This is a genomic window from Arthrobacter sp. AG258, assembly GCF_004364695.1.
Classification (GTDB): Bacteria; Actinomycetota; Actinomycetes; order Actinomycetales; family Micrococcaceae; genus Arthrobacter.
Map to the genome: position 1 here is coordinate 434,142 of NZ_SOBI01000001.1, position 21,727 is coordinate 455,868.

At 67.3% G+C, this 21,727-nt stretch carries 25 protein-coding genes; 5 read left to right on the forward strand and 20 right to left on the reverse strand.

Annotation, left to right across the window (positions count from 1 at the left end; all coding sequences use genetic code 11):
- The first annotated feature begins 41 nt into the window (after positions 1-41).
- A complete protein-coding gene (locus tag DFO47_RS02015; RefSeq protein ID WP_243835302.1) occupies positions 42-617 on the forward strand; it encodes a TetR/AcrR family transcriptional regulator in 576 nt (191 codons plus the stop codon).
- Between the two features lie 95 nt (positions 618-712).
- On the opposite strand, the gene DFO47_RS02020 is transcribed toward DFO47_RS02015, so the two are convergent.
- The 20 genes from DFO47_RS02020 to DFO47_RS02115 form a co-directional block, all read right to left on the reverse strand.
- Positions 713-1,927 (reverse strand): FtsX-like permease family protein, encoded by a 1,215-nt coding sequence (locus DFO47_RS02020; RefSeq protein ID WP_133830490.1) that lies wholly within the window; start codon positions 1,925-1,927, stop codon positions 713-715.
- Entirely contained in the window at positions 1,914-2,576 is a 663-nt protein-coding gene (locus DFO47_RS02025) for an ATP-binding cassette domain-containing protein (RefSeq protein ID WP_133830491.1), read from the reverse strand. The genes DFO47_RS02020 and DFO47_RS02025 overlap by 14 nt, the downstream gene beginning before the upstream one ends.
- Positions 2,573-3,487 (reverse strand): hypothetical protein, encoded by a 915-nt coding sequence (locus DFO47_RS02030; RefSeq protein WP_133830492.1) that lies wholly within the window; start codon positions 3,485-3,487, stop codon positions 2,573-2,575. Before DFO47_RS02030 ends, DFO47_RS02025 begins: the two co-directional genes overlap by 4 nt.
- Before the next feature lie 648 nt (positions 3,488-4,135).
- Entirely contained in the window at positions 4,136-4,720 is a 585-nt protein-coding gene (locus DFO47_RS02035; RefSeq protein ID WP_133830493.1) for a ScbR family autoregulator-binding transcription factor, read from the reverse strand.
- Between the two features lie 390 nt (positions 4,721-5,110).
- Positions 5,111-6,283 (reverse strand): flagellar hook protein FlgE, encoded by a 1,173-nt coding sequence (locus DFO47_RS02040; RefSeq protein ID WP_133830494.1) that lies wholly within the window; start codon positions 6,281-6,283, stop codon positions 5,111-5,113.
- A gap of 50 nt (positions 6,284-6,333) precedes the next feature.
- A complete protein-coding gene (locus tag DFO47_RS02045; protein ID WP_133830495.1) occupies positions 6,334-6,756 on the reverse strand; it encodes a flagellar hook capping FlgD N-terminal domain-containing protein in 423 nt (140 codons plus the stop codon).
- A 27-nt stretch (positions 6,757-6,783) separates the two neighbouring features.
- Complete coding sequence (locus DFO47_RS02050) at positions 6,784-8,070, reverse strand: flagellar hook-length control protein FliK (protein WP_133830496.1); 1,287 nt, start codon at positions 8,068-8,070, stop codon at positions 6,784-6,786.
- Positions 8,070-8,813: a C40 family peptidase gene (locus DFO47_RS02055; protein ID WP_133830497.1), complete on the reverse strand. Its 744-nt coding sequence runs from the start codon at positions 8,811-8,813 to the stop codon at positions 8,070-8,072. Before DFO47_RS02055 ends, DFO47_RS02050 begins: the two co-directional genes overlap by 1 nt.
- Complete coding sequence (locus tag DFO47_RS02060) at positions 8,810-9,244, reverse strand: flagellar FliJ family protein (protein WP_133830498.1); 435 nt, start codon at positions 9,242-9,244, stop codon at positions 8,810-8,812. Before DFO47_RS02060 ends, DFO47_RS02055 begins: the two co-directional genes overlap by 4 nt.
- A complete protein-coding gene (locus DFO47_RS02065) occupies positions 9,241-10,581 on the reverse strand; it encodes a FliI/YscN family ATPase (RefSeq protein WP_133830499.1) in 1,341 nt (446 codons plus the stop codon). Before DFO47_RS02065 ends, DFO47_RS02060 begins: the two co-directional genes overlap by 4 nt.
- The gene (locus DFO47_RS02070; RefSeq protein ID WP_133830500.1) at positions 10,578-11,207 is read right to left on the reverse strand and encodes a FliH/SctL family protein; all 630 of its coding nucleotides are present in this window, start codon (positions 11,205-11,207) and stop codon (positions 10,578-10,580) included. The genes DFO47_RS02065 and DFO47_RS02070 overlap by 4 nt, the downstream gene beginning before the upstream one ends.
- Positions 11,197-12,249: a flagellar motor switch protein FliG gene (gene fliG, locus DFO47_RS02075; protein WP_109045294.1), complete on the reverse strand. Its 1,053-nt coding sequence runs from the start codon at positions 12,247-12,249 to the stop codon at positions 11,197-11,199. The genes DFO47_RS02070 and fliG overlap by 11 nt, the downstream gene beginning before the upstream one ends.
- Positions 12,246-13,856 carry a flagellar basal-body MS-ring/collar protein FliF gene (gene fliF, locus DFO47_RS02080; protein ID WP_133830501.1) on the reverse strand — a complete coding sequence of 537 codons (1,611 nt, stop codon included), beginning with the start codon at positions 13,854-13,856 and terminating at the stop codon, positions 12,246-12,248. Before fliF ends, fliG begins: the two co-directional genes overlap by 4 nt.
- A complete protein-coding gene (fliE, locus tag DFO47_RS02085; protein ID WP_133830502.1) occupies positions 13,856-14,218 on the reverse strand; it encodes a flagellar hook-basal body complex protein FliE in 363 nt (120 codons plus the stop codon). The genes fliF and fliE overlap by 1 nt, the downstream gene beginning before the upstream one ends.
- Entirely contained in the window at positions 14,218-14,610 is a 393-nt protein-coding gene (locus tag DFO47_RS02090; RefSeq protein WP_109045291.1) for a flagellar basal body rod C-terminal domain-containing protein, read from the reverse strand. The genes fliE and DFO47_RS02090 overlap by 1 nt, the downstream gene beginning before the upstream one ends.
- Position 14,611: 1 nt before the next feature.
- A complete protein-coding gene (locus DFO47_RS02095; protein ID WP_133830503.1) occupies positions 14,612-14,953 on the reverse strand; it encodes a flagellar basal body protein in 342 nt (113 codons plus the stop codon).
- Between the two features lie 158 nt (positions 14,954-15,111).
- Positions 15,112-15,516, reverse strand: a complete 405-nt coding sequence (locus tag DFO47_RS02100) for a hypothetical protein (protein ID WP_133830504.1) — start codon at positions 15,514-15,516, stop codon at positions 15,112-15,114.
- A complete protein-coding gene (locus tag DFO47_RS02105) occupies positions 15,509-16,021 on the reverse strand; it encodes a flagellar export chaperone FliS (RefSeq protein ID WP_133830505.1) in 513 nt (170 codons plus the stop codon). The genes DFO47_RS02100 and DFO47_RS02105 overlap by 8 nt, the downstream gene beginning before the upstream one ends.
- Positions 16,018-17,334 (reverse strand): flagellar filament capping protein FliD, encoded by a 1,317-nt coding sequence (gene fliD / locus DFO47_RS02110; protein ID WP_133830506.1) that lies wholly within the window; start codon positions 17,332-17,334, stop codon positions 16,018-16,020. Before fliD ends, DFO47_RS02105 begins: the two co-directional genes overlap by 4 nt.
- 130 nt (positions 17,335-17,464) lie before the next feature.
- Positions 17,465-18,301 carry a flagellin gene (locus tag DFO47_RS02115; protein WP_133830507.1) on the reverse strand — a complete coding sequence of 279 codons (837 nt, stop codon included), beginning with the start codon at positions 18,299-18,301 and terminating at the stop codon, positions 17,465-17,467.
- 224 nt (positions 18,302-18,525) lie between these two features.
- Between DFO47_RS02115 and DFO47_RS02120 the strand changes: the two genes are divergently transcribed.
- From DFO47_RS02120 to DFO47_RS02135, 4 genes are read left to right on the forward strand one after another with little or no spacing between them, the layout of a single operon-like run.
- Positions 18,526-19,008, forward strand: coding sequence for a flagellar protein FlgN (locus DFO47_RS02120; protein WP_133830508.1), 483 nt, complete (start codon positions 18,526-18,528; stop codon positions 19,006-19,008).
- A 30-nt stretch (positions 19,009-19,038) separates the two neighbouring features.
- Positions 19,039-20,457: a flagellar hook-associated protein FlgK gene (gene flgK, locus DFO47_RS02125; RefSeq protein WP_133830509.1), complete on the forward strand. Its 1,419-nt coding sequence runs from the start codon at positions 19,039-19,041 to the stop codon at positions 20,455-20,457.
- Positions 20,458-20,460: 3 nt separating this feature from the next.
- On the forward strand, positions 20,461-21,345 hold the full coding sequence (flgL, locus tag DFO47_RS02130) for a flagellar hook-associated protein FlgL (protein WP_133830510.1): 885 nt from the start codon (positions 20,461-20,463) through the stop codon (positions 21,343-21,345).
- On the forward strand, positions 21,342-21,710 hold the full coding sequence (locus tag DFO47_RS02135) for a flagellar assembly protein FliW (RefSeq protein WP_109045284.1): 369 nt from the start codon (positions 21,342-21,344) through the stop codon (positions 21,708-21,710). Before flgL ends, DFO47_RS02135 begins: the two co-directional genes overlap by 4 nt.
- Positions 21,711-21,727: the final 17 nt, after the last annotated feature.

Sequence of the window (21,727 nt, forward strand, 5' to 3'; positions counted from 1 at the left end):
GTAACGCTGTTACAAAACAAGGTTATGAAACAATGGGGTCCATGGCAAGACCTGTTGTTCATAACGATTCCCTGAGGCAGGACCTGTTGGCCGTCACGGCTGAACTGGTGGACCGCACTGGTCCGGCGCGGGTGACGGTGCGGGACGTGGCCGCCGCCGCCGGGACCTCCACCACCGCCGTTTACTCGCTGTTTGGCGGGAAATCAGAGCTGCTCACCGCAGTCGTGGAGGACGGTTTCCGCTCGTTCGGCGAGTCGCAGGCGGCCGCAGCCGCTGGCGGCCTGCAGGGGCTTGGCATGGCGTACCGGGCCTGGGCCCTGGAGCACCAGGCACTCTACCGGCTGATGTTTGGCGGCGTGCTGGCCGCCTACGTCGAGTGCCGGCCAGACCCGGACGTTGCCCTCAATGCCATGCAGCCGCTGATGGACGCCGTCGCTTCTGCACAGTCCGCCGGGACCCTCCTGGAAGCGCCCGTGGAACTGGTCGCCGCCGCCATCTGGGGCCAGGTCCATGGCCTGGTCAGCCTGGAACTGGCACAAGTCGGCCCACCGGATGCCGACTGGGCCGCCGTCTACGCCGCCGCCCTGGACGCCGTTGCCCGCGGCTGGGCCGCCTGAAGCACAACTAAAGCACCGCGCCGAAGCGCGCCGCCGGGTCCCAGGCACGCCTGCGCCGCGTGCTTTTGATAAAGCACGCCTTCGGCAGTCTGCACTCAGAGATCGCGCAGGGAGGAATCCGCGTCCAAGCGGGCGAGCCGAGCGATATGGCCCACTGCGCCCAAGCAGAGAAACAATGGCACACAGCCCAGCGCACCCAGGACCAGAAGCCAGTTCGGCGCTGCCCACGGGGTCACTGGCAAGAGTTCGAGTTGGAGGCTGCTGAATACAGTTGTCCCAAATATCGACAAAAGCGAACCCAAGAGCGCTCCCCCAACTCCAATTGCCAGTCCCACCACGGCCAGCTCAGTCAAATAGGCCCCGCCGATCGACTTCGCAGACCACCCGACAGCTTTGAGGAGTCCGACCTCCCGAGCTCGTTGCTTGATCCAACTTCCACCCACTGAGATACCAACACCCAGGCAGAATATGACGAGGACTACTCCGATGACCCAACTGGCAAGGGCAAGAAGTGCGAAGAGTCCGGTAAGTGACCTGATCTGCCCTGCCACACTGTTGACTGAGTAGCCCAATTCACGGACAGCGTTTTGTACGCTGACTACTTCTTCAGCTGTGTCGACGCGAACAAAAGCCCGGGGGTAAGTGAGTTCTTCACCGGCCATCCTGGAATCTGAGATTGTGGACTTAAGGACGCTATCGGAGACATAGGCGGCCTGGGTTCCGTCGGTTCCCGGCGATGAGTTGTCGTAGATGCCAACTACCCGCAGTGCGATTGCCGCCGGCTCTCCGTTCCCGGGGCCGATGACTTTCGTGTAAACGAAGTTGATTTCTTTGCCGAGAAGCTGGCCGAATTTCTGTCCCTGTCCGGTGTCTGGGAGCAGCACCTCGCCTGCCTTTGGGCCGGATTCCGGGACTTCGCCTTGAAGTACTTTCGGCGTCACGCCGCTGATGAAGGGCGTGGCGGTAAACGCTCCCGGGTTGTTAGTGGTCGGCCACGTGGTCGGGTCTTGGAGAGCTAGATCGAACTGAGCCCATCCCGTAGAACCAGCAACGTGTGAAATCCCATCAAACTGCCCGAGTGACTCGTCCGTGATGTCCTTCGCGCTTCCGGGGCCAACGGAGCTCACTTCAACGTAGTTTAGAGCGGAATTGGTGGTGATGTTGTTCGAGTACGAGGATATTCCTGCCCCCACCACACTGTCCGCAAAGACGAAGGCGGCTATGCCGAGTGCCATCAGGACCGCGAGCGGACGCAGTTTGGAAAGCGTCAGCTGTACGGACTTCTTGATAAAAACGTCATACTTGTTCAATCAGCACCTCGCTCATTGGGAGTTCTCGATGAGCGACTTGCTCGAAAATCTGGTCATGCGACGCGACCAACACACCACAGCCGTTTGCGGCACTCGATCGCAAAGCTTCGAGGACGAGTTCCGTGTTCGTTGGATCAAGCCCTGAAGTCGGTTCGTCCGCCAGGAGCACGGCAGGCCTGTTGAAAACAGCACGGCAGAATGCAACGCGTTGTTGCTGTCCGCCGGACAGCTTCTTTGCTTTTCTATCGGCCACTGCGGTGAGACCGAATCGGTCCAGTTCGTGCAGGAGCTGGTCCCTTGAGGGGCGTTCGCGGGCCGCCAGAAGAACATTTTCCAGCGCTGTCAGCTCAGGCAATAAGTTGCTGCTTTGGAAGACCATTCCAATCCGGCCGGCCCTTGTCCGAGCAGCGATTTTCGGAGCTGCACGCGTGAGGTCACGACCATCAACCCAAACACTTCCTGCATCCGGGGTCGACAGAAGCCCGGCAATGTTCAGGACTGTTGACTTTCCTGAGCCTGAGTCGCCGTGGAGCCAAACGATCTCGCCGGCGTCGAGCCGCAGACTGACCCCGGAGAGCACAGTGTGGCGGTTACGGTGGTCATCCCTGAAGGATTTGCTGATGTTTTCCAGCATGAGAACGGTACTCACTTGTTTGCTCCTAGGTCATAGGCGCCCGGCACGGCAATGAGTGCTGCTGAAAGGGACAGGCTGCACGGTGAGGCCTCGTCGGTTTGCAGACGGTAGAGCGACGAGAACTCTTTGCAGCCTTTCAAGTTCTGGAGCTTTTGCGTTGCGCTGTCAAAGTCGTTTGAGTCCAGCCCTGAGAGGCTGGCGCTGGTCATCGCCGTCAGGGCTCTAAAGTAGTTCAGTCCGCCTGTTCCCTGGTTAGCGATGATCTCCGGGAGTTTCGCCTGGACTGCAGGGAACATGGACCGGACCTCAGCACTGTTTTTGAAGTACATCGAATTCGAAAGCGCAATCAGAGCCTTGGAAAGGGCAGAGTCATTGCCGGGCTGGGCATCGAAGGATTTGAGGCTGCTCAGGGTGGTCCTTGGATCCGCTTGCATCAGCACGTCGATGAGTTCGACGTACTCGTTGAGGTTTTCAGCAGTCACAGAGGCCGGAAGGTTGGCTTGCGCTTGGCCGACAACGGGGGTGTAGTTATGCCAGGCTTCCGAGCCAGACCTTTTAAGTGCCACGAGGGCCTTTAGCCTGGTCAGAATGTCAGTCTCGGGTATTTGGAGGACGCGTTCCAGCTCCTGTTTCGTCCGCTCATTTGTGATGTCCGGGAAACTCGTGTCGAGAAGCCGTGACGCGAGGTAGGTTGCATGCACGGAGCCGTCGTTCGGAACGACGGGGTCCTTTTTTGGCGTGGACTTTATTTCCAGGGCTGCTTGGACGTCCAACGTGGATTCGTAGTCTGAGGCTTCCGGCATGCGGAACAAGCCGTTGGCCCCTCGGAGCTTCACTACGTCTTTTTTGATTGTGGAGATCTCGTTGTTGGGCTGGTTTTGACCGGCACTGCAGCCAGTGAAAGCAAGCAGGGCCGCAGTCAGCAATGACAGGCGTCCAACGATTCGTGTGCGGTGATGGGGCCGACGACTCCCACCCATGCTGTTTTTCACTGCTGCAGTGCCGATCTCTAGTGCTAAACGCGGGCGCAAGCGGTGCGGAGGTTGCCGTAGTAGAACCTGATCCAGTGCGGCGACACATTCATGACGGCTGGAGAGGAAAGCTTCCAAAGTTCAGGTAACTCCCCCCATTGCGCGCAGGTTCATCGCGAAGGAACCGGCGCTGCCAGGTCGCAGGCCTCGGATAACCTGCTGCTCGGGCTTTTAGAGACTACGACAGCAGTCCTGGCAAAACAAGCTGGATGACCGGTTTTGTTTTCTGAACACTAGGAGAGCGTTCGCGTAGGCTCTACCCCGTTTGGCGGGATTGGGGGAAGACGCTTGATTGGGTGGTCGGCGGGCTTTCATATCACGAAGTTCTCCGGCCGCTTCGACAAGACCGTTGAGTTCGGCGACGACCCGCACGTTCAGGTGCGCCGAATTACCCGAGGCGCCGGAGCCGTCGTCACTGCGTCACTGCGTCACTGCGTCACTGACAATCGACGCCGCCAGAGATCGTAAAGCAGAATTTGAAATCGCAATGGGCCCGGGCCCGTGCAGCCTGTGAGGGTCTCGGAGCGACACGGCCGTCCTCGTTCATCTTCGGATGCCCTCTTCGAGGAACTCCCACATGATGTCGATCTCATCCAGAAGAGTTTTGCGCCCGTTGAGAACCTCGGACAACAACTGGACCCCTGTAAATGACGCGACGATATGTCGGGCAAGGGCGGCAGCGTCAATGGATTCCCGGACGCTTCCCTCAGCTTGTGCTGCGCGAACAAGCGATTCCATCGTCGTGAGCCAGTCGATATAGGGCTCCTTCACGGCGTAGCCGAAGGAGGACGCCTCGAAGGTGAGCCTTATCCCGGCTCGAATGATGGGTTCGCCTTGGAGTTGCTCACCAAAGCTTCGACAAAGGAGCTTCATGGACGTCACCGCAGGGTGCTGCGCCTCAAGAATCGTAGCGCTACGTTTCAGGGACATGTCATGCTGCGCTTGGATGACAGCCTTGGCAAGCTCTTCCTTCGATTTGAAGTGGAAGTACAGTGCTCCCTTAGTGACCCCTGCACGTTCAGCAACATCAGCCAAAGAAGCGCTGGCGTACCCCTGGGTCTCGAAGATGGATGCTGCACCTTCGATAATTGCACCGCGGGTGGCCTTCGCCCTGTCCTGTAACGCCAATCCTTATCCACCTTCCAAATGAGGAGGCATACGTGCCCACCCCGCTTCAAGTATCTCCTCTCACAACTGCCCATAGAGTCGTGCTGCTGATAGGCGCGACTGGTTTCATCGGAAATCATGTCCTGCAAGCTCTCCGAGACCACACAGGACTGCTCGTCAGGACCCTGGTTCGCCACCAATTGCCGCCCTCCGGCTCTCTTCATGATGCGAGGGCTTCGACCGTTCAGTGCTTGGTGTTCGGCTGATCCGTCGCCGAGCTGTGCTTCCGGCAACCAACGGGACGCTCCCGTGACCCGGGCAGTGCACAAGAGACACCCCTGCCCCGCAGGTGACCACGGGCCGCAGCCGCCCGTGGGTGCCGCCTAGGAGACAGTCAGTTCTTCCGTAGATTCAGCGCTTCAGGTTGGACAGTTCCTGGAGGACCTCGTCCGAGGTGGTGATGATGCGGGCGTTGGCCTGGAACCCGCGCTGCGCCACGATCAGGTTGGTGAACTCCTGGGACAGGTCCACGTTGGACATTTCCAGGGACCCGGTGGCCAAGGTGCCCATCCCGGCGGCTCCCGGCGTTCCCACCTGGACAGCACCTGAATTTCCCGTCGCCACGAAGGAGGACCCTCCGGCCTTTTCCAGGCCGCCCGGGTTGGCGAACTTGGCCAGCGCCACCCGTGCCAGGACGGCCCGGCTGCCGTTGCTGAAGGACCCCACCACGGACCCGTCGGGTGCCAGGGTGTAGGACTGCAGGGTTCCGGCCTCGGCCCCGTTCTGGCCGGCGACGGTGAGCGTACTCATCCCCGCGTACCCGGTGACGGTACCCAGGGTCACGGTGATGCCGCCAACGGCCAGGGTGCCGCCGGAGGCCAGCGCACCGTTCTGGAACGTCATGGCAGAGGCGCCGGTGGCGCCGTTGGCGTCGCGCCCCGCCACGTCCCAGCCGGCCGCCGTCTTGCTGAAGGTCAGATCCAGGGTGCGAGAGGCGCCGTCGGCGTTGAACACCTTGACCTGGCGTTCCAGCACGGTGCCCACCGCGGCGTCCGCCGGCAGGTTCCCGTCCAGGGCCGCCGTGGTGGTGGCGACGGCGGGCGAGGTGGTGTTGGGCGAAACCACGATGGCGCCCAGCGCTCCGCCGGTGTTGACCACCCCGTTGACCGCGGTCCAGCCCTGCAAGATGCCGCCGTCCGGGCTGACCAGCCGGCCCGCGTTGTCCGGTTCGAAGGCGCCCGCGCGGGTGTAGAACGTCTGCGCACCCTTGCCGGTGACGAAGAAGCCGTCGCCCGAAATCATCAGGTCCGAGGCCTTGCCGGTGGTCTGCGCCGAGCCCTGGCCGAAGTTGGTGCTGATGCCCGCCACCCGCACGCCCAGGCCGATCTGGGCCGGGTTGGTTCCGGCGCCGCCGTCCTGTCCCGCGGCGGCCGGCTGCGTCATCTGCGAGAGCGTGTCCTGGAACTGGGTGGCGGAGGCTTTGAAGCCGGTGGTGTTCACGTTGGCGATGTTGTTGCCGGTGACGTCCAGCATGGTCTGGTGGGCGCGGAGTCCGGAGATGCCGGAGTACAGGGAACGCAGCATGGGTGGGCCTTTCGTCGGGTGGGGCGGGTGGGTAGGGCGGTGTCGTGGAGCTATTGCTTCGGGGCGGGGGCGCTGATCCCGGTGAGGGAATCGAGCGGGACTTTGGCGGACCCCACGGTGACCAGCGGCGTGCTGGTGGCGAAGGACACTGCGCTGGCCACGCCGCTGCCGATGGTCCCGTCAGCCAGGGTGTAGCCCACCTCCGATCCCACGATCTGGGCCGCAGCGGTGCGCATCTGCAGGGAGAAGCTTTCCTTGGCGCCGCCGGAGAGCTCGGTCATTTTCTCCATCATGGACAGCTGCACGGACTGGGCCATCATCTGGTTGGTGTCCATGGGTGCGCCCGGGTCCTGGTACTTGAGCTGCGTGACCAGGAGTTTCATGAAGACGTCCGAATCCATGGTCTGGACGGGTTTGCGCGCGCTGGCGGCGGCCGGGATGCCGGTGGTGGCGCCGACGGCTTCGATGGTCATGGGTGGCTCTCTTTCATGGGTTGCGGGCTAGGCCATGATGTCCAGGACACCGGGGCGGTTTCCGGAAAGGACGACGCCGGCGCGGAGCCGGGAAGGGCGGGCAGCATCGGACGGTGCCGCGGCGGGCTGCCCTGGCCGGGGCTGGCCGGCCGGTTCACGGTGCTGCCCGGGCGCCTGGCCGCCGGGTCCCCCCGGGTTCGGGTCCGGCGGGGCGCCGTGCTGCGAGAGGTTGAGGTTGGCTGCGAGGCCGGATTCGGCCAGGCCGCGGCGCAGCTCGGGCAGGATGGTCCGCAAGGCGTCGCGTCCGGCGTCCGCCGGGGCGAACAGCTCAATGCGCACCCCGGTGGCGTCGATGTGGGCCCGCACGGTCAGCGGACCCAATGCCTCCGGGGACACCTTCAGGGTCATCACATGTTCCCCGGGCGCGGCGCTGGCCAAGGAGAACAACGGGCCGGCCAGCTGCGGCGTGAGCCTTGCCGGGTGGGTGAACGGTGCAGGGCCTTCTGTGGCGGAAGCAAGGGCGCCGGGCGCGGGCTGGGGTGCTGCGGGAACCTGCGCGGGCACGGCCACCGGGGGCGGTCCGCCGTTGCCCGGCGCAGGGTTGGCCTGAACGGTTCCGGACTCGGCGTGCGGCTCCACTGCCCCGGGCGCGGGCACAGGAGCCGCGGGCGCAGCCGCCTCCGGCACGGATCCTGCAAGACCGGGGGCAGGGGTGTGAAGGCTTGTACCGCGCGCGGCTGCCGGGCCTGCAGACATGGGAGGAAGCACGCCGGCGTCAGGCGCCGCGCCAGCCACGACTTCGCCTGCCACCACCGCACCGGCAGCCACAGCACCGGCTGCCACAGCGCCGGGGGCCGCCGCCGGAGCGGGCTGCTGCCTGCCGTCCCAGGCCGCTGGCGCAACAGGGGCCGCTGCCGTGGACCCGGACGCAGCAGCTGCGACCGGACCTGGTGCCGGGACTCCTACCGTCCCTGGCGCCGTCGTAACTGTTGCCGTGGCTGCCGTCGTGCCTGGTGCGGGGGTTGCGTGGGCCTGGGCCGGAACCATCCCGGCAGCAGCCAGCAACGCCGCAACTGAACCCTCTACAACGGCGGGCTGCCCGGCCACCGCGGTACCGGCGTCGTCCGTGGTGTCTTTGGCATCCCCGCCGTTGCCTTGGCCAGGAACGTTCGGTTGCAGGGAAGGGCCGGCCAGCACGCCGCCGAGCACCGCGCCGAACCCGGCCCCGCCGTCCCGGTCAGGCGCCGCCCCTGCAGAGGCCCCGCCCCGCGCCGCTGCGGGCGGGGCGGTGGGAAGAAGGACCGCCGCCGGCATCAGGCGCCCTGCCCTGCGGGGACGATGCGGCGGATGGCCGTCAGGTTCGATTGCTGTTCCCAGGCGTCCCGGACCTGGATGGTCTGGCCGGGGACGGGCGCGTCGATCGCCTTGCCGTTGCCCAGGTAGATGGAGATGTGGTTCCCGCCGAAGCTGACCAGCAGGTCACCCGGCTTGGCCTCGGCGAGGGACGCCACCGGCGTGCCTACCTTCATCTGGTCGCTGACGACGCGCGGGAGTTCCGCGCCCAGGTCTTTGAAGACCCGTTGCACGAACCCGGAGCAGTCCATTCCGGTGGCCGGGTTGGTGCCGCCCCACACGTAAGGGACGCCGATGTACTTCTTGGCGGTGGCCACCACATCGGTGCCGGTGGCCTTTCCGGGCGCTGCCGGAGCGGAGGCAGCCGCCGTCCCGGAGGGCCCGGAGGTTCCGGTGAGCCCAGTGTTTCCGGCAAGCCCAGCCGTCCCGGCAATGCCGGACAGGCCCGTGCTGCCGCCAGGTCCCGTTACGCCGCCCAGCCCCGCCAGCCCCGCCAGCCCCGCCAGCCCCGATGAAGCAAGCAGTCCCGCCCCGGCACCCGCATCCGTACCGGCAGCGGCCAGCGCTGATTCGAACGCAGCCGCATTTGCCGCTGACGTGCCGGAGGCGGCCCCCGCCGGAGCCGCCGTAGAAAGGGGCCGCGAGAGTTCGCTGATCATGGACTCGATGGTTCCGATCCGCCCAATGATTTCGGCCATGCTCATGACGTCGCCTCCCCGGCCTTGCGGTGCCACGAGGTGGCTGCGATCTCGTCGAGGACGCCCTGTTCTGCGTGCAGTTCTGCGGCAGCCAGCTCGGCACCGTGGCGGAGCTCGAGCTTCTCCAGCCCCACCGCCATCCGCCGGGCCTGCGTGTAGTCTGCGCGGGCCTCGGCCAGGTCCGCCTCCGCCGCCGCGGACAGCGTGTCGAGGTCCGCCAGCATGCTCTGGGAGGATGCCCGGGCGGCCGCGAGGGCCAGCAGGGAGGACGAACTGACCGCGGAATCGACGGAATCGCCGAGTTCCTTCCGCGCCGCAGCGCGCCGGCCGCGGGCATCCTCGGAGCGGGAGGCGGCACGCGCCATGCCGGTGGCTGCCTGGTCCTGCTGCAGCTGGCGCAGCCTCAGCAGTCCGGCGAGGGGAAACTGGCGGTTCATGCGGCTCCTTCGAGGGGCGTCCCCAGGCGGTTGGTCAGGGAGGTGAGCGCCTGCCAGGCCATGTCCGGCGGGGTGGAATCGTCCATGCGCTGCTGCAGGAAGGCATTGATGGCCGGCTCGTTGTCCAGCGCCGCATCCACCAGCGGGTTCGTGCCGCGGTGGTAGGCGCCGACGTCGATCAGGTCCTGGGCGGCCCGGCGTGCGGCCAGCACCTTCCGCAGCGAGCCCGCCACCGCCGTCCGCTCCGGCGGGTTGACCTTTGACGCCACGCGCGAGACCGAACCCAGCACATCCACGGACGGAAAATGCCCGGTCACGGCCAGCTTCCGATCCAGGACCACGTGGCCATCCAGGATGGAACGGGCGGCGTCCGCGATGGGTTCGTTGTGGTCATCGCCGTCCACCAGCACGGTGTAGACACCGGTCACCGAGCCAGTCCGGGCCGTACCGGCGCGTTCCAGCAGCCGGGCCAGGATGGAAAACGTCGACGGCGGGTAGCCGCGGGTGGCGGGCGGTTCACCGGCGGACAGGCCGATCTCGCGCTGGGCCATGGCCACCCGCGTCAGCGAGTCCATCATCAGCACCACGTCCTGCCCGGCTTCCCGAAAAGATTCGGCGATCCGGGTTGCGGTCACGGCACAGCGGAGGCGCATCAGGGCGGGCTCGTCCGAGGTAGCCACCACCACCACGGACCGTGCCAGTCCCTCCGGTCCCAGGTCGTCTTCGAGGAACTCGCGGACTTCACGGCCGCGCTCCCCCACCAGGGCAATGACGGACACTTCGGCGTCGGTGCCGCGGGCAACCATGGACAGCAGCGAGGATTTGCCCACCCCGGACCCGGCAAAGAGCCCCAGGCGCTGCCCCCTGCCCAGGGTGGCCATGGTGTCCAGGACCCGGACGCCGGTGTGCAGGGGCGCGGACACCCGGGCCCGGTGCATGGCGGAGGGCGATTCGTTGTCCGCGGGCACGTACCGGCCGGCGGCCAGCGGTCCCTTGCCGTCGATGGGCCGTCCCAGCCCGTCCAGCACGCGCCCCTTCAGGCCCGGGCCGGTGGGAACCAGCAGCGGTCTGCCCTTTGACCGGGCGGGATCGCCGGCGGCCACCCCTGCCAGCCGTCCCAGCGGCATGCACCGGATGGCGCCGCTGACGGAAGCCACCACCTCGGCGTCCAGCCCGGGGCCGTCACCCACGGTGACCAGGTCCCCCACCGCGCACTCGAGCCCGGTGATTTCCAGGCCGAGGCCCAGGACCGCGGTCACGGTGCCCACCCGCTCCGGGGCGGCTGCGCCCACCGCTGCGGCGAAGCGTGCGCTGTACGGGCGCCAGGAGATGCTCATGCCGCGCCTCCGGGCACGTTGTCCGGGCCGAGCAGCGCCGCGCGGGCACGGGCCACTGCGGTGTGGAGCCGGGCGTCCAGCCAGCCGTCCGGGTAGACCGCGATGGCGTCGCCGCGGGCCAGGGAGGAGTCGGGAACAAGGTCGACGGCGGCGTCCGCGGTGGCGCCGGCGCCGTCCAGGAGCGCGATGTCGGCCGGGTGGAGGCGGACGGCGGCCGGTGCGGCGGACGTGCTGCCGCCCAGCGCCCGGTGAAGCGCCGCGCGGGCGGTGCGGTCGCCGTCGTGCATTTCATAGCCGAGCACTGCCTCCGCCAGTTCCAAGGCACCGGCGGCCAGCACCTGTTCGCTGTCCTGCAGCACCAGCGCGAACCGCTGCTGGAAGGCGGCAGCCGCGGCCTGGAGGACGGCGGTTGCCCTGGCGGCGGACTCGCGGGCGTGGGCCAGCACGGCGTCATGCTCGGCACGCATGGCATCGGCCTGGCGTTCCTGATCCGCGGCGGCTGCGCGCAGGCCGGCCGCGTACCCCGCCGCGTGGCCCTGCACGTAGCCGCGGTCGCGGGACTCGGTCGGGACGGACTGCTGCACGCGCGGGAAGACCACCGCGGCCGGGGCGGCGTCAGTAGACAAGGTCGTCCTCCTCGCCGCGGCGCACCACAATGGCTCCGCTGGCTTCCAGCTCGCGGATGGACCGGACAATGTCCGCCCGGGCTTCCTCCACCTGCGAGGCCCGCACCGGCCCGGCATTGGCCATCTCGGCCTCGAGGATCTCCTGGTTGCGGCCCGAAACGTTGCTGCGGACGGCATCCAGGACCACGGCCGGGGCACCCTTCATGGCCAGGGCCAGCACCTCGGGCGCCACCCCGCGCAGGATCTGCTGGATGTCCCGGCGCTCGAGTTTCACGATGTCCACGAACGTGAGCATCCGGGCCCGGACCTCGGTGGCAAGGGCCGGGTCCAGGGTTTCCAGGCCGTCCAGCACAGACCGTTCGGTGGCCACGTCCGAGCGGTTGATGATGTCCACCAGCGGCTGGATTCCGCCCACCGTCTCGGTGGATTTGCCCTGTGACACCACCGCTCCCGAGCGCTGCTTGAGCGTCTCCGCCACGATGCCTACTGCCTCCGGCGTGGGTGACCCCATCACCGCGATGCACCGGGCGACGTCGCTGCGCTGCGCCTCGCCCAGGCCCGCCATCACGGCCGAGGCCTTGGCCGGGCGCAGGTGCGCCAGGACCAGGGCGATGGTTTGCGCCAGCTCGCCGTCGATCAGCGCCAGGATCTGCCCGGCGTCCATCATTTCCAGGAACTCGAAGGATTTCCCAGCCATCGTGGACGCGAGCCGGTCCATGAAGCCGGCAGCCTTGTCCGCGCCGAAGGACGCTTCCAGGAGCCCGACGGCGAGTTCCTGCCCGCCGCGGGCCGTGCGGCGGCCGCTGACCGCGATGTCATGGAATTCGCCCATCACCTGGTCCGCGACGGCCGGCGGGACCCGGCGCAGCCGGACGATCTCGGCGGCGATGTCCTCGGCCTCCGCCTCGGAGAACTGGGCCATGACGGCTGCCGCGTTTTCCGGGCTCATCTGCATCAGGACCACGGCCACCTTCTGTGGACCGGACAGCGGCGCGCCGGCCTTCACCGGGGCGGCCAGGCCCGTACCGGGCTGGGCGGTCATACGGATTGCCTGTCGTCCATCAGGCCGCGCAGGTAGTCGGCGGTGCGGGCCGGGCTCTCAGCCACCATGGCCTCGATCTGCGCGCGCCGGCGTTCGACGTCGAGGGCTTCGGCGTCCGGGAGCGGCAGCGGTACCGGGGCGGGCAGCGGGATGGCGGAGGTGGCCGGCGCGGTCTCGAGGGCCTGGACGGCGCCGCCGGGAAGGGCGGGGTATTCGATGCCCACGCCCAGGTCCACCGGCTCGCGCAGCTGGCGGCGGTGCCAGGCGATGAGCATCACGACGATCAGGGCGAGGGCGGCCAACAGGATGCTGCCGGCAATGACCAGCGTCTTCATCAGCTCGGCCTGGCGGGCGGCCTCGGCGTCGGCCTTGGCAGCGTTGAGGGAAGCGGCGGCATTGTCGGCGGCAGCCGTGCTGAACGGCAGCATCTCCACGGTGACCACGTCGCCCCTGGCGGGATCAGCCCCGGCCGCGGCGGTCACCAGGGACCGCACGGACGTGAGGTTGACCCCGGCGGCCGCGGCCTGGTTGATGGCCACGGAAATGGTTTGCCGCTTCACGGCACCCTGCGGGATGGTCCGGTCCTCGGTGACCTTGTTGACGGCGTTGTTCTTGGTGGTGTCCGAGGAGTCGAACGTGCCGTTGCCGTTGGTGCCGCCCGGCACGGCGATGTTGTCCGGTCCCAGCACGCCGGCCGCTCCCCCGCCGCCGGTGCCGGTGAACTTCTCGGTCTTGGTGGTCTCGCTGAGGGCGGGGACGCCGTCGGCGGCAGTGAACGTCTCGCTGCGCTGTTGTGCCGATTCCCCGGTCACGTCCGCTGCCACGGCCACGGTGGCGTTCCCCGGGCCCACGACGCTGTCCAGCACGGCCTTGACGGAGTCGGTGGTGCGTTGCTGGTATTCGGCGGCCTGCTTGGAGGAGGACCCGGCGGCAGCTCCGCCGATGGCAGAGAGCACGTTGCCTTGCGAGTCCACCACCGACACGTTGGCCGGTTTGAGGTTCTCGATGGCAGCCGAGGTCAGGTGGACCACGGCCTGCACCTTGTCCGGGGACAACGTGGTGCCCGGCTGGGTCTCCACGAACACGGACGCGGTGGGGTCCGGGGTTTTGTCCACGAAGACCGACTTTTCCGGGATTGCCAGCCGCACGGCCGCCGTCTTGACCCCGTCCATGGCCTGGATGGTGGAGGCCAGTTCGCCTTCCAGGGCGCGCTTGTAGGTGACGGACTGCTGGAACTCGGAGGACGTGACGCCCAGCTTGTCCAGCAGCGAGTACCCGGTGGCCGCGGCGGACGGCAGCCCGGCGGCGGCAGCCTTGAGCCGCTCGTCGTAGACCTTCTCCTCGGGCACCAGGATGGTGGAGCCGCCGTTGGCGATCTCGTAGGGCACGTTGTCCTTGCGCAGCTGCTCCACGATGCCGTTCGCGTCGGTATCCTTCAGCCCGGAGAAAAGGGGCGAGTAGGCTGGCTTGCCCAGCCATGCACCCAGCGCCACGGTACCCAGGACCAGGACAGCGACGCCCAGGATCGCCAGGGTCCGCTGCGCCGGCGTGAACCCTTTGACCCCGGAGCCCAGTCTGCGGAAGAACGCGGCAATCTGCGGGGGCATCAGGCCTGCATCCTCATGATCTCGTTGAAGGCGTCAACGCCCTTGTTGCGCACGGAGGCCACCAATTCCAGCGTCACCTGCGCGCGGGTGGCGGCGATGGTGGCGGCGTGGATGTCGTCGAGGTTGCCGGTGACGGCTGAGACGGCCAGGGACTTGGACGTGGACTGCAGCTGCTGGAGATTGTCGACGGCGCCGGTCAGGGCCGTGGCGAAGGCACCGCCGGAGGGGGTGCTTCCGGCGGCGGCCGGGCCATCAACGTAGCCGGTCCCCTGCACTGCCTGCACGCCCCGGCCGGTGGTGGCTCCGGCTCCGGCGCCGGCTCCGGCGATATTGCTGATTGCGCTCAGCACATCGAATGCCATCAGGACTTTCCAATCTCAAGTGCAGCCAAATAGGTTTCGCGGGCGCGGTCCACCACCTGGGCGTTGGCCTGGTAGCCGCGCTGGGCGATGATCAGGGCGCCCATTTGCTCGGACAGGTCGATGTCCGGGTAGCGGACGTAGCCTTGCGCGTCGGCCAGCGGGTGATCCGGCTGGTACACCAGGCGGCCGGTGGCGTCCCCGGCAGGGGTGCTCTTGACGTAGACGCCGGTACCGTTTTGGCCTTCGGCGGCCTCGATGTAGCGGGCGCGGAACGCCGGGCCGTTGGTGCTGGTTGCCGTGTTCATGTTGGCCAGGTTGTCCGAGACGGCGTCGAGCCACTTGCGGTGGACGGTCAGGGCGGTTCCGGCAATGCCGATGGCGTCGAAGGTCATTTCAGTTGGTCCTCATCGCCGCGTGGAGGGCCGTGAACTCGCCGTTAATTGCCCGGGAGGCGAACTGGTAGCGCAGCACGGTGTCGATGTTGGAGAGGGTTTCGGTATCCAGGTTGACGTTGTTTCCGTTGAGCTGCGTTGGCTCCAGTGACGCCTCGACAGAAGGCACCGCCTGCCCGTTGCCGTTGCGCACCGAGGCGGCGAGTGCCTCCTCGAAGGAGACGCGCTTGGCCTGGTAGTTGGGCGTGTTGATGTTCGCGATGTTGTTGGCGATGGTGCGCTGGCGCAGCGCCAGGCCGTCCAGGGCGCTGGAGAGCGCCGCGGAGGTCACGGATTCGAGCACGACAAACCTGCCTGGTGGTGTTTCAGAGGCCGATCCGTGGCCGTGGCATCGAGCGATCCGTGCTCTGTCAGGAGTTATCGGCACAGGTCAGCGGGGCGTTAGGAGGAAAATCCGCCCAGTTTTCCCGTCCGTCCTGCCTGCCCGGTCATGCGGGTACGTCAGCCCGTGACGTCCAGGTAGACGGCGGCCGCCGGCGCCCCGATACCAGGGATGGAGGACACCGCCTGCAACTGCCGCGCCACATCCGCCCGGGCCTCCTCAAGCTGGCGGATCAGGGCTTCCTGCCGGGCGGCAAGCGCCACCGCCCGCGCGCGGACCGCAGCCGCCGCAGGGTCCGGGAGCGAGGCGAGCGGCGGCAGATTGGCCTGCTGGGGCTGCTGGGTCTGTTGGAGCTGTTGGGCCCGCACCGGCCTTGGGGATGTGCCGGGGATACCGCGGGTGGGCTGGTGGATCAGGGCACCGGCCGCATCCGCGGTCCGCTCCAGGGAGTCCAGGACCGCCGTCCAGCGGGCCAAGGCGGCGTCCGCTTCCGCGGCGGGGTCCGTTGCCGGGCTTTCAGCCAACGCCGAGCATCCCGTTGCCAGTAGGGAACAAAGACTCCCTGGTCCCCCGGATAGCGGCGGGGGCCGCCAGGGGCGCTGCCGCATAGGCTGCCGGGACAGGGGCGGCCGCCGGCACCATCGCGGCAGCTTCGTGCCAGGTCTGACGGAGGGGTTCCAGCAGGCTGATCGCTTCCTTGGTCAGTGCGGGGTCGCGCTGGATGTTGGCGTTGATGAGGGCGGTGGAGGCGTAGTTGTAGATTCCCAGGAGGCTGCCGGCTCCGTCCCACGCCTCGACTTTCAGCGAGGAGGAAAGTTCGGTCAGGATGGCCTGGGCGTGCAGCAGGTGGACCGATGCCATGGCCCAATTGCCTGCTTCCTGGTCCGCTTCGGCGCGGGCCAGGTCCACCAGCAGCCGGTCATACAGCATGGTGAGCAGCCGGGCCGGTGGCGCCGAAAGCACCGACTCGGCCAGGTACTGATTGCGCTGGGCCGCGTTGCCGTAGCCGCCGAAAGGGGTGGAGGTCATGATGAGGAGCTTCCTGAGGAGGTGGAGAGGCCGGCAAGTTGGGAGGACAGCCAGGATGACTGCGCCTTCATGCCGCTGAGGGCCACTTCAAGGGCGGAGTAGGTGCGCTGGAGGGTCTGCTTGCGGTCCTCAAGCCGGGTGTCCCAGTCGCTGATTTGGTCCGCCAGGTCCCGGACCGTGGACTGCTGTCCCGAAATCCTGGTGGTCAGGGTGCCGTCATATTTGTCCGACGCCGTGGTGGCCGCTGCCGCGAGGCGTCCGGCCAGTTCCTGGACCTTGGCCTGCACTCCGGCGGGGTCTGCGGCCAGGGCTGCTGCGAACTTGTCCTGGTCGAACTCCATGGTGCCGGCCTTGGTGATGCTGATGCCGATTTCAGAGGGCGAGCGCGGCGGGACGCCCACGGGCATGGAGGCTGCGGACAGGAGGTTCTGGCTCACGTCCCGGACCGTGCTGTCGCCGGTGAAGATGCCTGCGCTGGTGGTGGTGCCCGAGGTGCTGACGGCGCTCCTGGCGGAAACGAAGGCCAGGACGCCGTTCAGTCCTGACACCAGGTCGGAGGCCAGTTTGCCGATTTGGGCGTCGTCGCGTGCCACGGTGACGGTAACCGGGGTTGCCGATGCTTCCTTGACCGTCACCGACACTCCGGGCAGCAGGTCGGTGAAGGTATTGGTGGCGGAGGTGATCGACTGCGGGGTTGCCAGCCCGGACCAGAGCTGGATCTCGGCGTCCTGGGCGGCTTTGGCATCGGAAACAGCGGCACCGGAGTTGGTCACGGCGAACGCACCGGTCTGGCCGGGGGTGGTGGAAGTGAACTGCAGGCGGTACTGGCCGCCGCCTACGGCGACTTTGGCGGCGCTGACTCCGGCGCCGGCAGCATTGACGGCGGTCACCACGTCGTCCAAGGACGTGGAAGCCGCGGTGATATCCACGGCCTTGCCGCCTTGGGTGATGGTCAGGGTGGTTTGCGGCCAGGCCGTCAGGGCATCCGAGACGCTGACTTGGGTCTGGGCCAGCCTGGTCACGGTGAAGTCGATGGACCCGGCTGCCGCTGCAGCGGTGCTGGTGGCCGTGACTTTGTCGCTGCTGCTGGTGGCTGTGTTCAGGTTCAACGCGCCGGGTTTGGCGGCGGCGGAGGCCTGCGTGGCCAGGGCGGCCACCTTGGAGTTGAACCCTTGGAGCGCGGAAACCATCGACTGGATGTCAGCCGATTTGTTCTTCAACTGGGTTTGCGGGATCGCTTCGACCTGCATGAGGGAGCTGATCAGGGCGGTGGTATCCAGGCCGCTGGCCAGTCCGTCGAGGGATATGCCCATCGCTGCTGCTCCTGGGTGCTGTGGGTGGGTGGCTGGGACAAGGGGCGCTGCAGGTGAGGGCCGGGCGGAGGATCACTCCGCCCGGCCCTCACCGGTACAACATTGCTACCGGACGGTGGCCCGGAGCGGACTAGCGCAGGAGCTGCAGGACGCCCTGGCTGGACTGGTTCGCCTGGGCCAGCATGGCGGTGCCTGCCTGGGAGAGGATGTTGTTCTTGGTGAACTTCACCATTTCCTCAGCCATGTCCGTGTCGCGGATGCGGCTGTTGGCGGCCGACAGGTTTTCCTTGGACACGTTCAGGTTCCGGATGACGCTCTCGAACCGGTTCTGGTCGGCACCGAGGGATGCACGGGCGGTGGAGACACCCTTGATCTCGGTGTCAATCGCAGCAATCGTTGTGAGAGCGTCGGCAGCAGTGCTAAAGCCCGTGGCGGCGAGCCCCGAAATGGTGGTTCCGACAGCGGCGACATCCTTCAAGTTGACACTGATCTGGTCTGCAGCAGCGGTGCTACCAGCTCCAACCTGGAACGTCAGCGAGGTCGTCACCCCGTCAAGGAGTTTCGTACCGTTGAAGTTAGTCGAAGCCGAGATCCGTGTCAGTTCGGAGCCGAGGGCTGTAACTTCCTTTGAAATTGCAGAGCGGGAGTCCGTGCTGTTCGAGTCGTTGCCGGCCTGGACCGCGAGGTCGCGGACACGCTGCAGGATGGAGTGGACCTCGGACAGGGAGCCTTCAGCGGTCTGGATGACGCTGATGCCGTCCTGGGCGTTGCGGGCTGCAACTCCCATGCCGTTGACCTGCGACTTCAGGCCTTCCGAGATGGCCAGGCCAGCCGCATCGTCTGAAGCGCGGTTGATGCGCAGGCCGCTGGACAGCTTCTCCAGCGACTTGGACAGGTCATTCTGCGTGTTGTTGAGGTTGCGGTACGCGTTGTTCGCAGCCAGGTTGGTGTTGATCTGCATTCCCATGGTGTTTCCTCCGTGATGTGGGACGTTGTGTCGAAGGCCCATCCGTGGGCCTTCACAACCAGCTATCGGAGCAGCGGCAACCCCGGTTAGGAAAAACGGCCGGGAAGTTTTTGGCAATCCCTTCCAGGCGTTCCTCCCCCGGCTGCTCCTAACGCACCCACTCCGCCGGCCGATAGCTTTCCCATGACACGACGCCAACCCAACGAACCTGGAGCTGACCAGCCATGGCCATCCACGAACTTTCGGCACTGCTGTGGCGCGAACGCGAACTCCTGGACCTCCTGACGTTCAAGCTGGAGGAGGAGCAGCTGCTGCTTACCGCCGGCAAGTCACGGTGGCTCCCGCACGGCACGCGGGAGGTGGAGCAGGTCCTTGAGCGCCTGTCCAAGGCAGGACTGGCACGCGCCCTGGAGGCATCTGCCGTCGCCGCTGCCTGGGGTCTTTCCGAGGATTCCTCGTTGGCGGAACTGGCGTCCGCCGCCCCGGACGAAGCGTGGGCGGGAATCCTCACCGCGCACCTGACGGCCATGCAGCGGCAGACCGCCGCCATCCAGGAACTTCGCGACTCCAACGAACAATTCCTGCGCGCAGCGGTGCGCTCCACCCAGGAAACAGCAGCCAACCTCCAGCCGGCCGCCGGCACGTACGACTCCCAGGGCCGTGCCGGGCAAACCGAGGCGTCGCACTTGTTCGACCAAAAAATCTGACCGGCACACCCGCACCAGCAAAGGACAGCAGTGAGCACATTCGGCGGACTGAACACGGCCTACCTGGGCCTCACCGCGGCCCGGCAGGGCATCAACGTGGCGGGCCAGAACATCGCCAACGCCACCACGGAAGGCTACACGCGGCAGCGGCTTGAACAGTCGGCCATCGGCGCCCCGGCACCCACCGGCCTGGCAACGGGCTTGCTCCAGCCCGGACAAGGCGTCTCCGTGGACGCCATCGCCCGCCTGGGCAACAGTTTCCTGGACGCCGGTGTCCGGTCCAGCGCAGCCCAGGCCGGGTACGCCAGTGTCCGCTCCGGGGAGCTCCAGCGTGTCGAGGACAGCCTGCAGGAACCCGGCGAACACGGAATCACTGCGGCGTTGCAGGGCTTTTGGGCGGCCTGGCAGGGAGTCTCCAACCACCCGGGCGAGGCCGCCCCCACCGCCGTGCTGCTGCAGGCGGCCTCCTCCCTTGCGGGCACCGTCTCCGCCGGCTACCGGTCGCTGGATGCGCAATGGACGCGGGTCCGGGCCGAGGCGGACGGCAACGTGAAAACCGTCAACGACGCCGCGGCGCAGGTGGCCGGCTACAACGCCCGCATCCGCCAGGTCCTGGCCGGCGGCGGCTCCGCGAACGAGCTTGTCGACGCCCGCAACAAGGCCATCGAGACCATCGCCTCCCTGGCCGGCGGCACCGTCCGGGACAACGCCGACGGCACCGCCGATGTCCTGGTGGGCGGCAACGCCCTGGTGTCGGGTACGTCCACCCGCCTCCTGGCACTGTCCGGCCAGGCAAGCATGGCCGGCCCGGGCGCCGCGGTGCAGCTTGAGTGGGCTGACCGTCCGGGCCACCCCGTAGGGCCCGACGGCGGGAAGCTCGCAGGTGCCATCACCCTCCTTGCCCCGGCGGCCGGCGGGTCCGGCGGACCCATCGCGGAGGCGGCCGCCTCCTACGACGCCTTCGCCACCAAACTGATGACCGACGTCAACGCCGTCCACCGCGCCGGCCAGTCCACCACCGGAGCCGGCCAGCTGGACTTCTTCGCAGCGGCCGCCACGGGCTCGCCGGCGCTCACGCTGCGGGTGGTCCCGGTGGACGCCTCTGGAATCGCCACCGGGACGGCCGGTGCCGGAGCACTGGACGGCGGGACCGCCGATGCCCTGGCCCAGCTCGGAGCGGGGGCGGACTCCCCGGACAAGGCCTGGACCGCCGTCGTCACCGGTATTGGCGCGCTGTCCCGCTCAGCCCAGCAACACGAACAACTGGCCACGGCGGCGCGTGTTTCCGCTGCGGGCCAGCGCGATTCCGGGGCGGCCGTCAGCCTGGATGAGGAAAACATCAGCCTGCTCAGCAACCAGCACGCCTACCAGGCGGCCGCCAGGGTGATGACCGCCGTCGACGAAGCCCTCGATGTCCTGATCAACCACACCGGACTGGTGGGAAGGTAGCCCATGTTGAACCGTGTCACCAACCAGTCGATGGCTGCGGCCGCGCAGCGGAACCTTCAGGCCGGGCAGTCCCGGCTCGCCACGCTGCAGCAGAAGGCCGGCACCCTGCAGAACATCACCAAGCCGTCGGACGATCCCGCTGCGCTGGCCAATGCCATGGCAACGCGCGCCCAGCTCCGAGCCGCGGACCAGTACGCCGGCAACATCAACGACGGCAACGGCTGGCTGAACACGGCGGATGCAGCCCTGGGCCAGGCCACCAACATCCTGAACAAGGTCCGCGACCTCACCCTGCAGGCCGCCAACGGATCCCTCAACCAGCCGGCCAAGGATGCGATCGCCGCGGAGCTCGACGGGCTGGGCAAGGACCTGCTGGCCGCCGCCAACACCAAGTACCTGGGCCGGAACATCTTCGCCGGCAGCTCCGATTCCGCGGCCGCCTTCAGCGGGAATCCGCCCGTGTTCAACGGGGTGCCCGCCAGTTCAGTGGAGCGGCGCGTCGACGCCGGGCAGAAAGTCCGGGTGGATGCCGACGGCGGCGCGATCTTCGGGAACGGCGCAGGCTCCGTTTTCGCCCTGGTCAGCGGCGTCGCCGCAGCCATCCGATCCGGCGCAGACCCGTCCCCGCAGCTCGGCGCCGTGGACGCGCGCCTGAACAGTGTGATCAACGGCCGCGCCGAGGTGGGGACCCGGCAGGCACAGCTGGTGACCGCGCAGGACAGGCTCTCGGGGCTGAAGGCTACGCTGGAAACACAGCGGTCCGCCATCGAAGACGCGGACATCGGACAGGTGGTGCTTGATTTGAAACTGCAGGAATCCAACTACCAGGTAGCTTTGGCCGTCACGGCCAAAGTTCTTCAGCCGACGCTGATGGACTTCCTGCGGTGACGGCCGTTTCCTCCATGCCGGTGGCCTTCACGGCCCCTATGCCTGGCCTCGAGGGGCTGGATGGTTTCACGCTGCGCGGTGTGGACGGCGCCCATGGCCTCTTCGCCCTGGAGGCCGAGGCTGCCGCGGTGCGGTTGTTCCTGGCCGACGCCGCCGTGTACGTGCCGGACTATGCCCCCGCCCTTCCGGCCGGTGCCCGGGCAGCGGGCCAGAGCACCACGTTGCTGGTGGTGAACCCGGGCCAAGGAAAGCCCACCGTCAACCTGGCGGCTCCGCTGGTCCTCAATCCGGAAACGGGCGTGTGCACCCAAGTGATCCTGGACAGCAACACTTACCCCTTGCAGGCTGAGCTCGGCGGCAAATAGCGGGCAGCGCCACCGGA

What these genes read in the sequence shown, in the direction of transcription:
- DFO47_RS02015 (WP_243835302.1), top strand. Translation starts at nt 42, where the DNA reads ATGGCAAGACCTGTTGTTCATAACGATTCCCTGAGGCAGGACCTGTTG.
- DFO47_RS02040 (WP_133830494.1), bottom strand. Translation starts at nt 6,283, where the DNA reads ATGCTGCGTTCCCTGTACTCCGGCATCTCCGGACTCCGCGCCCACCAG.
- DFO47_RS02045 (WP_133830495.1), bottom strand. Translation starts at nt 6,756, where the DNA reads ATGACCATCGAAGCCGTCGGCGCCACCACCGGCATCCCGGCCGCCGCC.
- DFO47_RS02050 (WP_133830496.1), bottom strand. Translation starts at nt 8,070, where the DNA reads ATGCCGGCGGCGGTCCTTCTTCCCACCGCCCCGCCCGCAGCGGCGCGG.
- DFO47_RS02055 (WP_133830497.1), bottom strand. Translation starts at nt 8,813, where the DNA reads ATGAGCATGGCCGAAATCATTGGGCGGATCGGAACCATCGAGTCCATG.
- DFO47_RS02060 (WP_133830498.1), bottom strand. Translation starts at nt 9,244, where the DNA reads ATGAACCGCCAGTTTCCCCTCGCCGGACTGCTGAGGCTGCGCCAGCTG.
- DFO47_RS02065 (WP_133830499.1), bottom strand. Translation starts at nt 10,581, where the DNA reads ATGAGCATCTCCTGGCGCCCGTACAGCGCACGCTTCGCCGCAGCGGTG.
- fliG (WP_109045294.1), bottom strand. Translation starts at nt 12,249, where the DNA reads ATGACCGCCCAGCCCGGTACGGGCCTGGCCGCCCCGGTGAAGGCCGGC.
- fliF (WP_133830501.1), bottom strand. Translation starts at nt 13,856, where the DNA reads ATGCCCCCGCAGATTGCCGCGTTCTTCCGCAGACTGGGCTCCGGGGTC.
- fliE (WP_133830502.1), bottom strand. Translation starts at nt 14,218, where the DNA reads ATGGCATTCGATGTGCTGAGCGCAATCAGCAATATCGCCGGAGCCGGC.
- DFO47_RS02090 (WP_109045291.1), bottom strand. Translation starts at nt 14,610, where the DNA reads ATGACCTTCGACGCCATCGGCATTGCCGGAACCGCCCTGACCGTCCAC.
- DFO47_RS02105 (WP_133830505.1), bottom strand. Translation starts at nt 16,021, where the DNA reads ATGACCTCCACCCCTTTCGGCGGCTACGGCAACGCGGCCCAGCGCAAT.
- fliD (WP_133830506.1), bottom strand. Translation starts at nt 17,334, where the DNA reads ATGGGCATATCCCTCGACGGACTGGCCAGCGGCCTGGATACCACCGCC.
- DFO47_RS02115 (WP_133830507.1), bottom strand. Translation starts at nt 18,301, where the DNA reads ATGGGAATGCAGATCAACACCAACCTGGCTGCGAACAACGCGTACCGC.
- DFO47_RS02120 (WP_133830508.1), top strand. Translation starts at nt 18,526, where the DNA reads ATGGCCATCCACGAACTTTCGGCACTGCTGTGGCGCGAACGCGAACTC.
- flgL (WP_133830510.1), top strand. Translation starts at nt 20,461, where the DNA reads ATGTTGAACCGTGTCACCAACCAGTCGATGGCTGCGGCCGCGCAGCGG.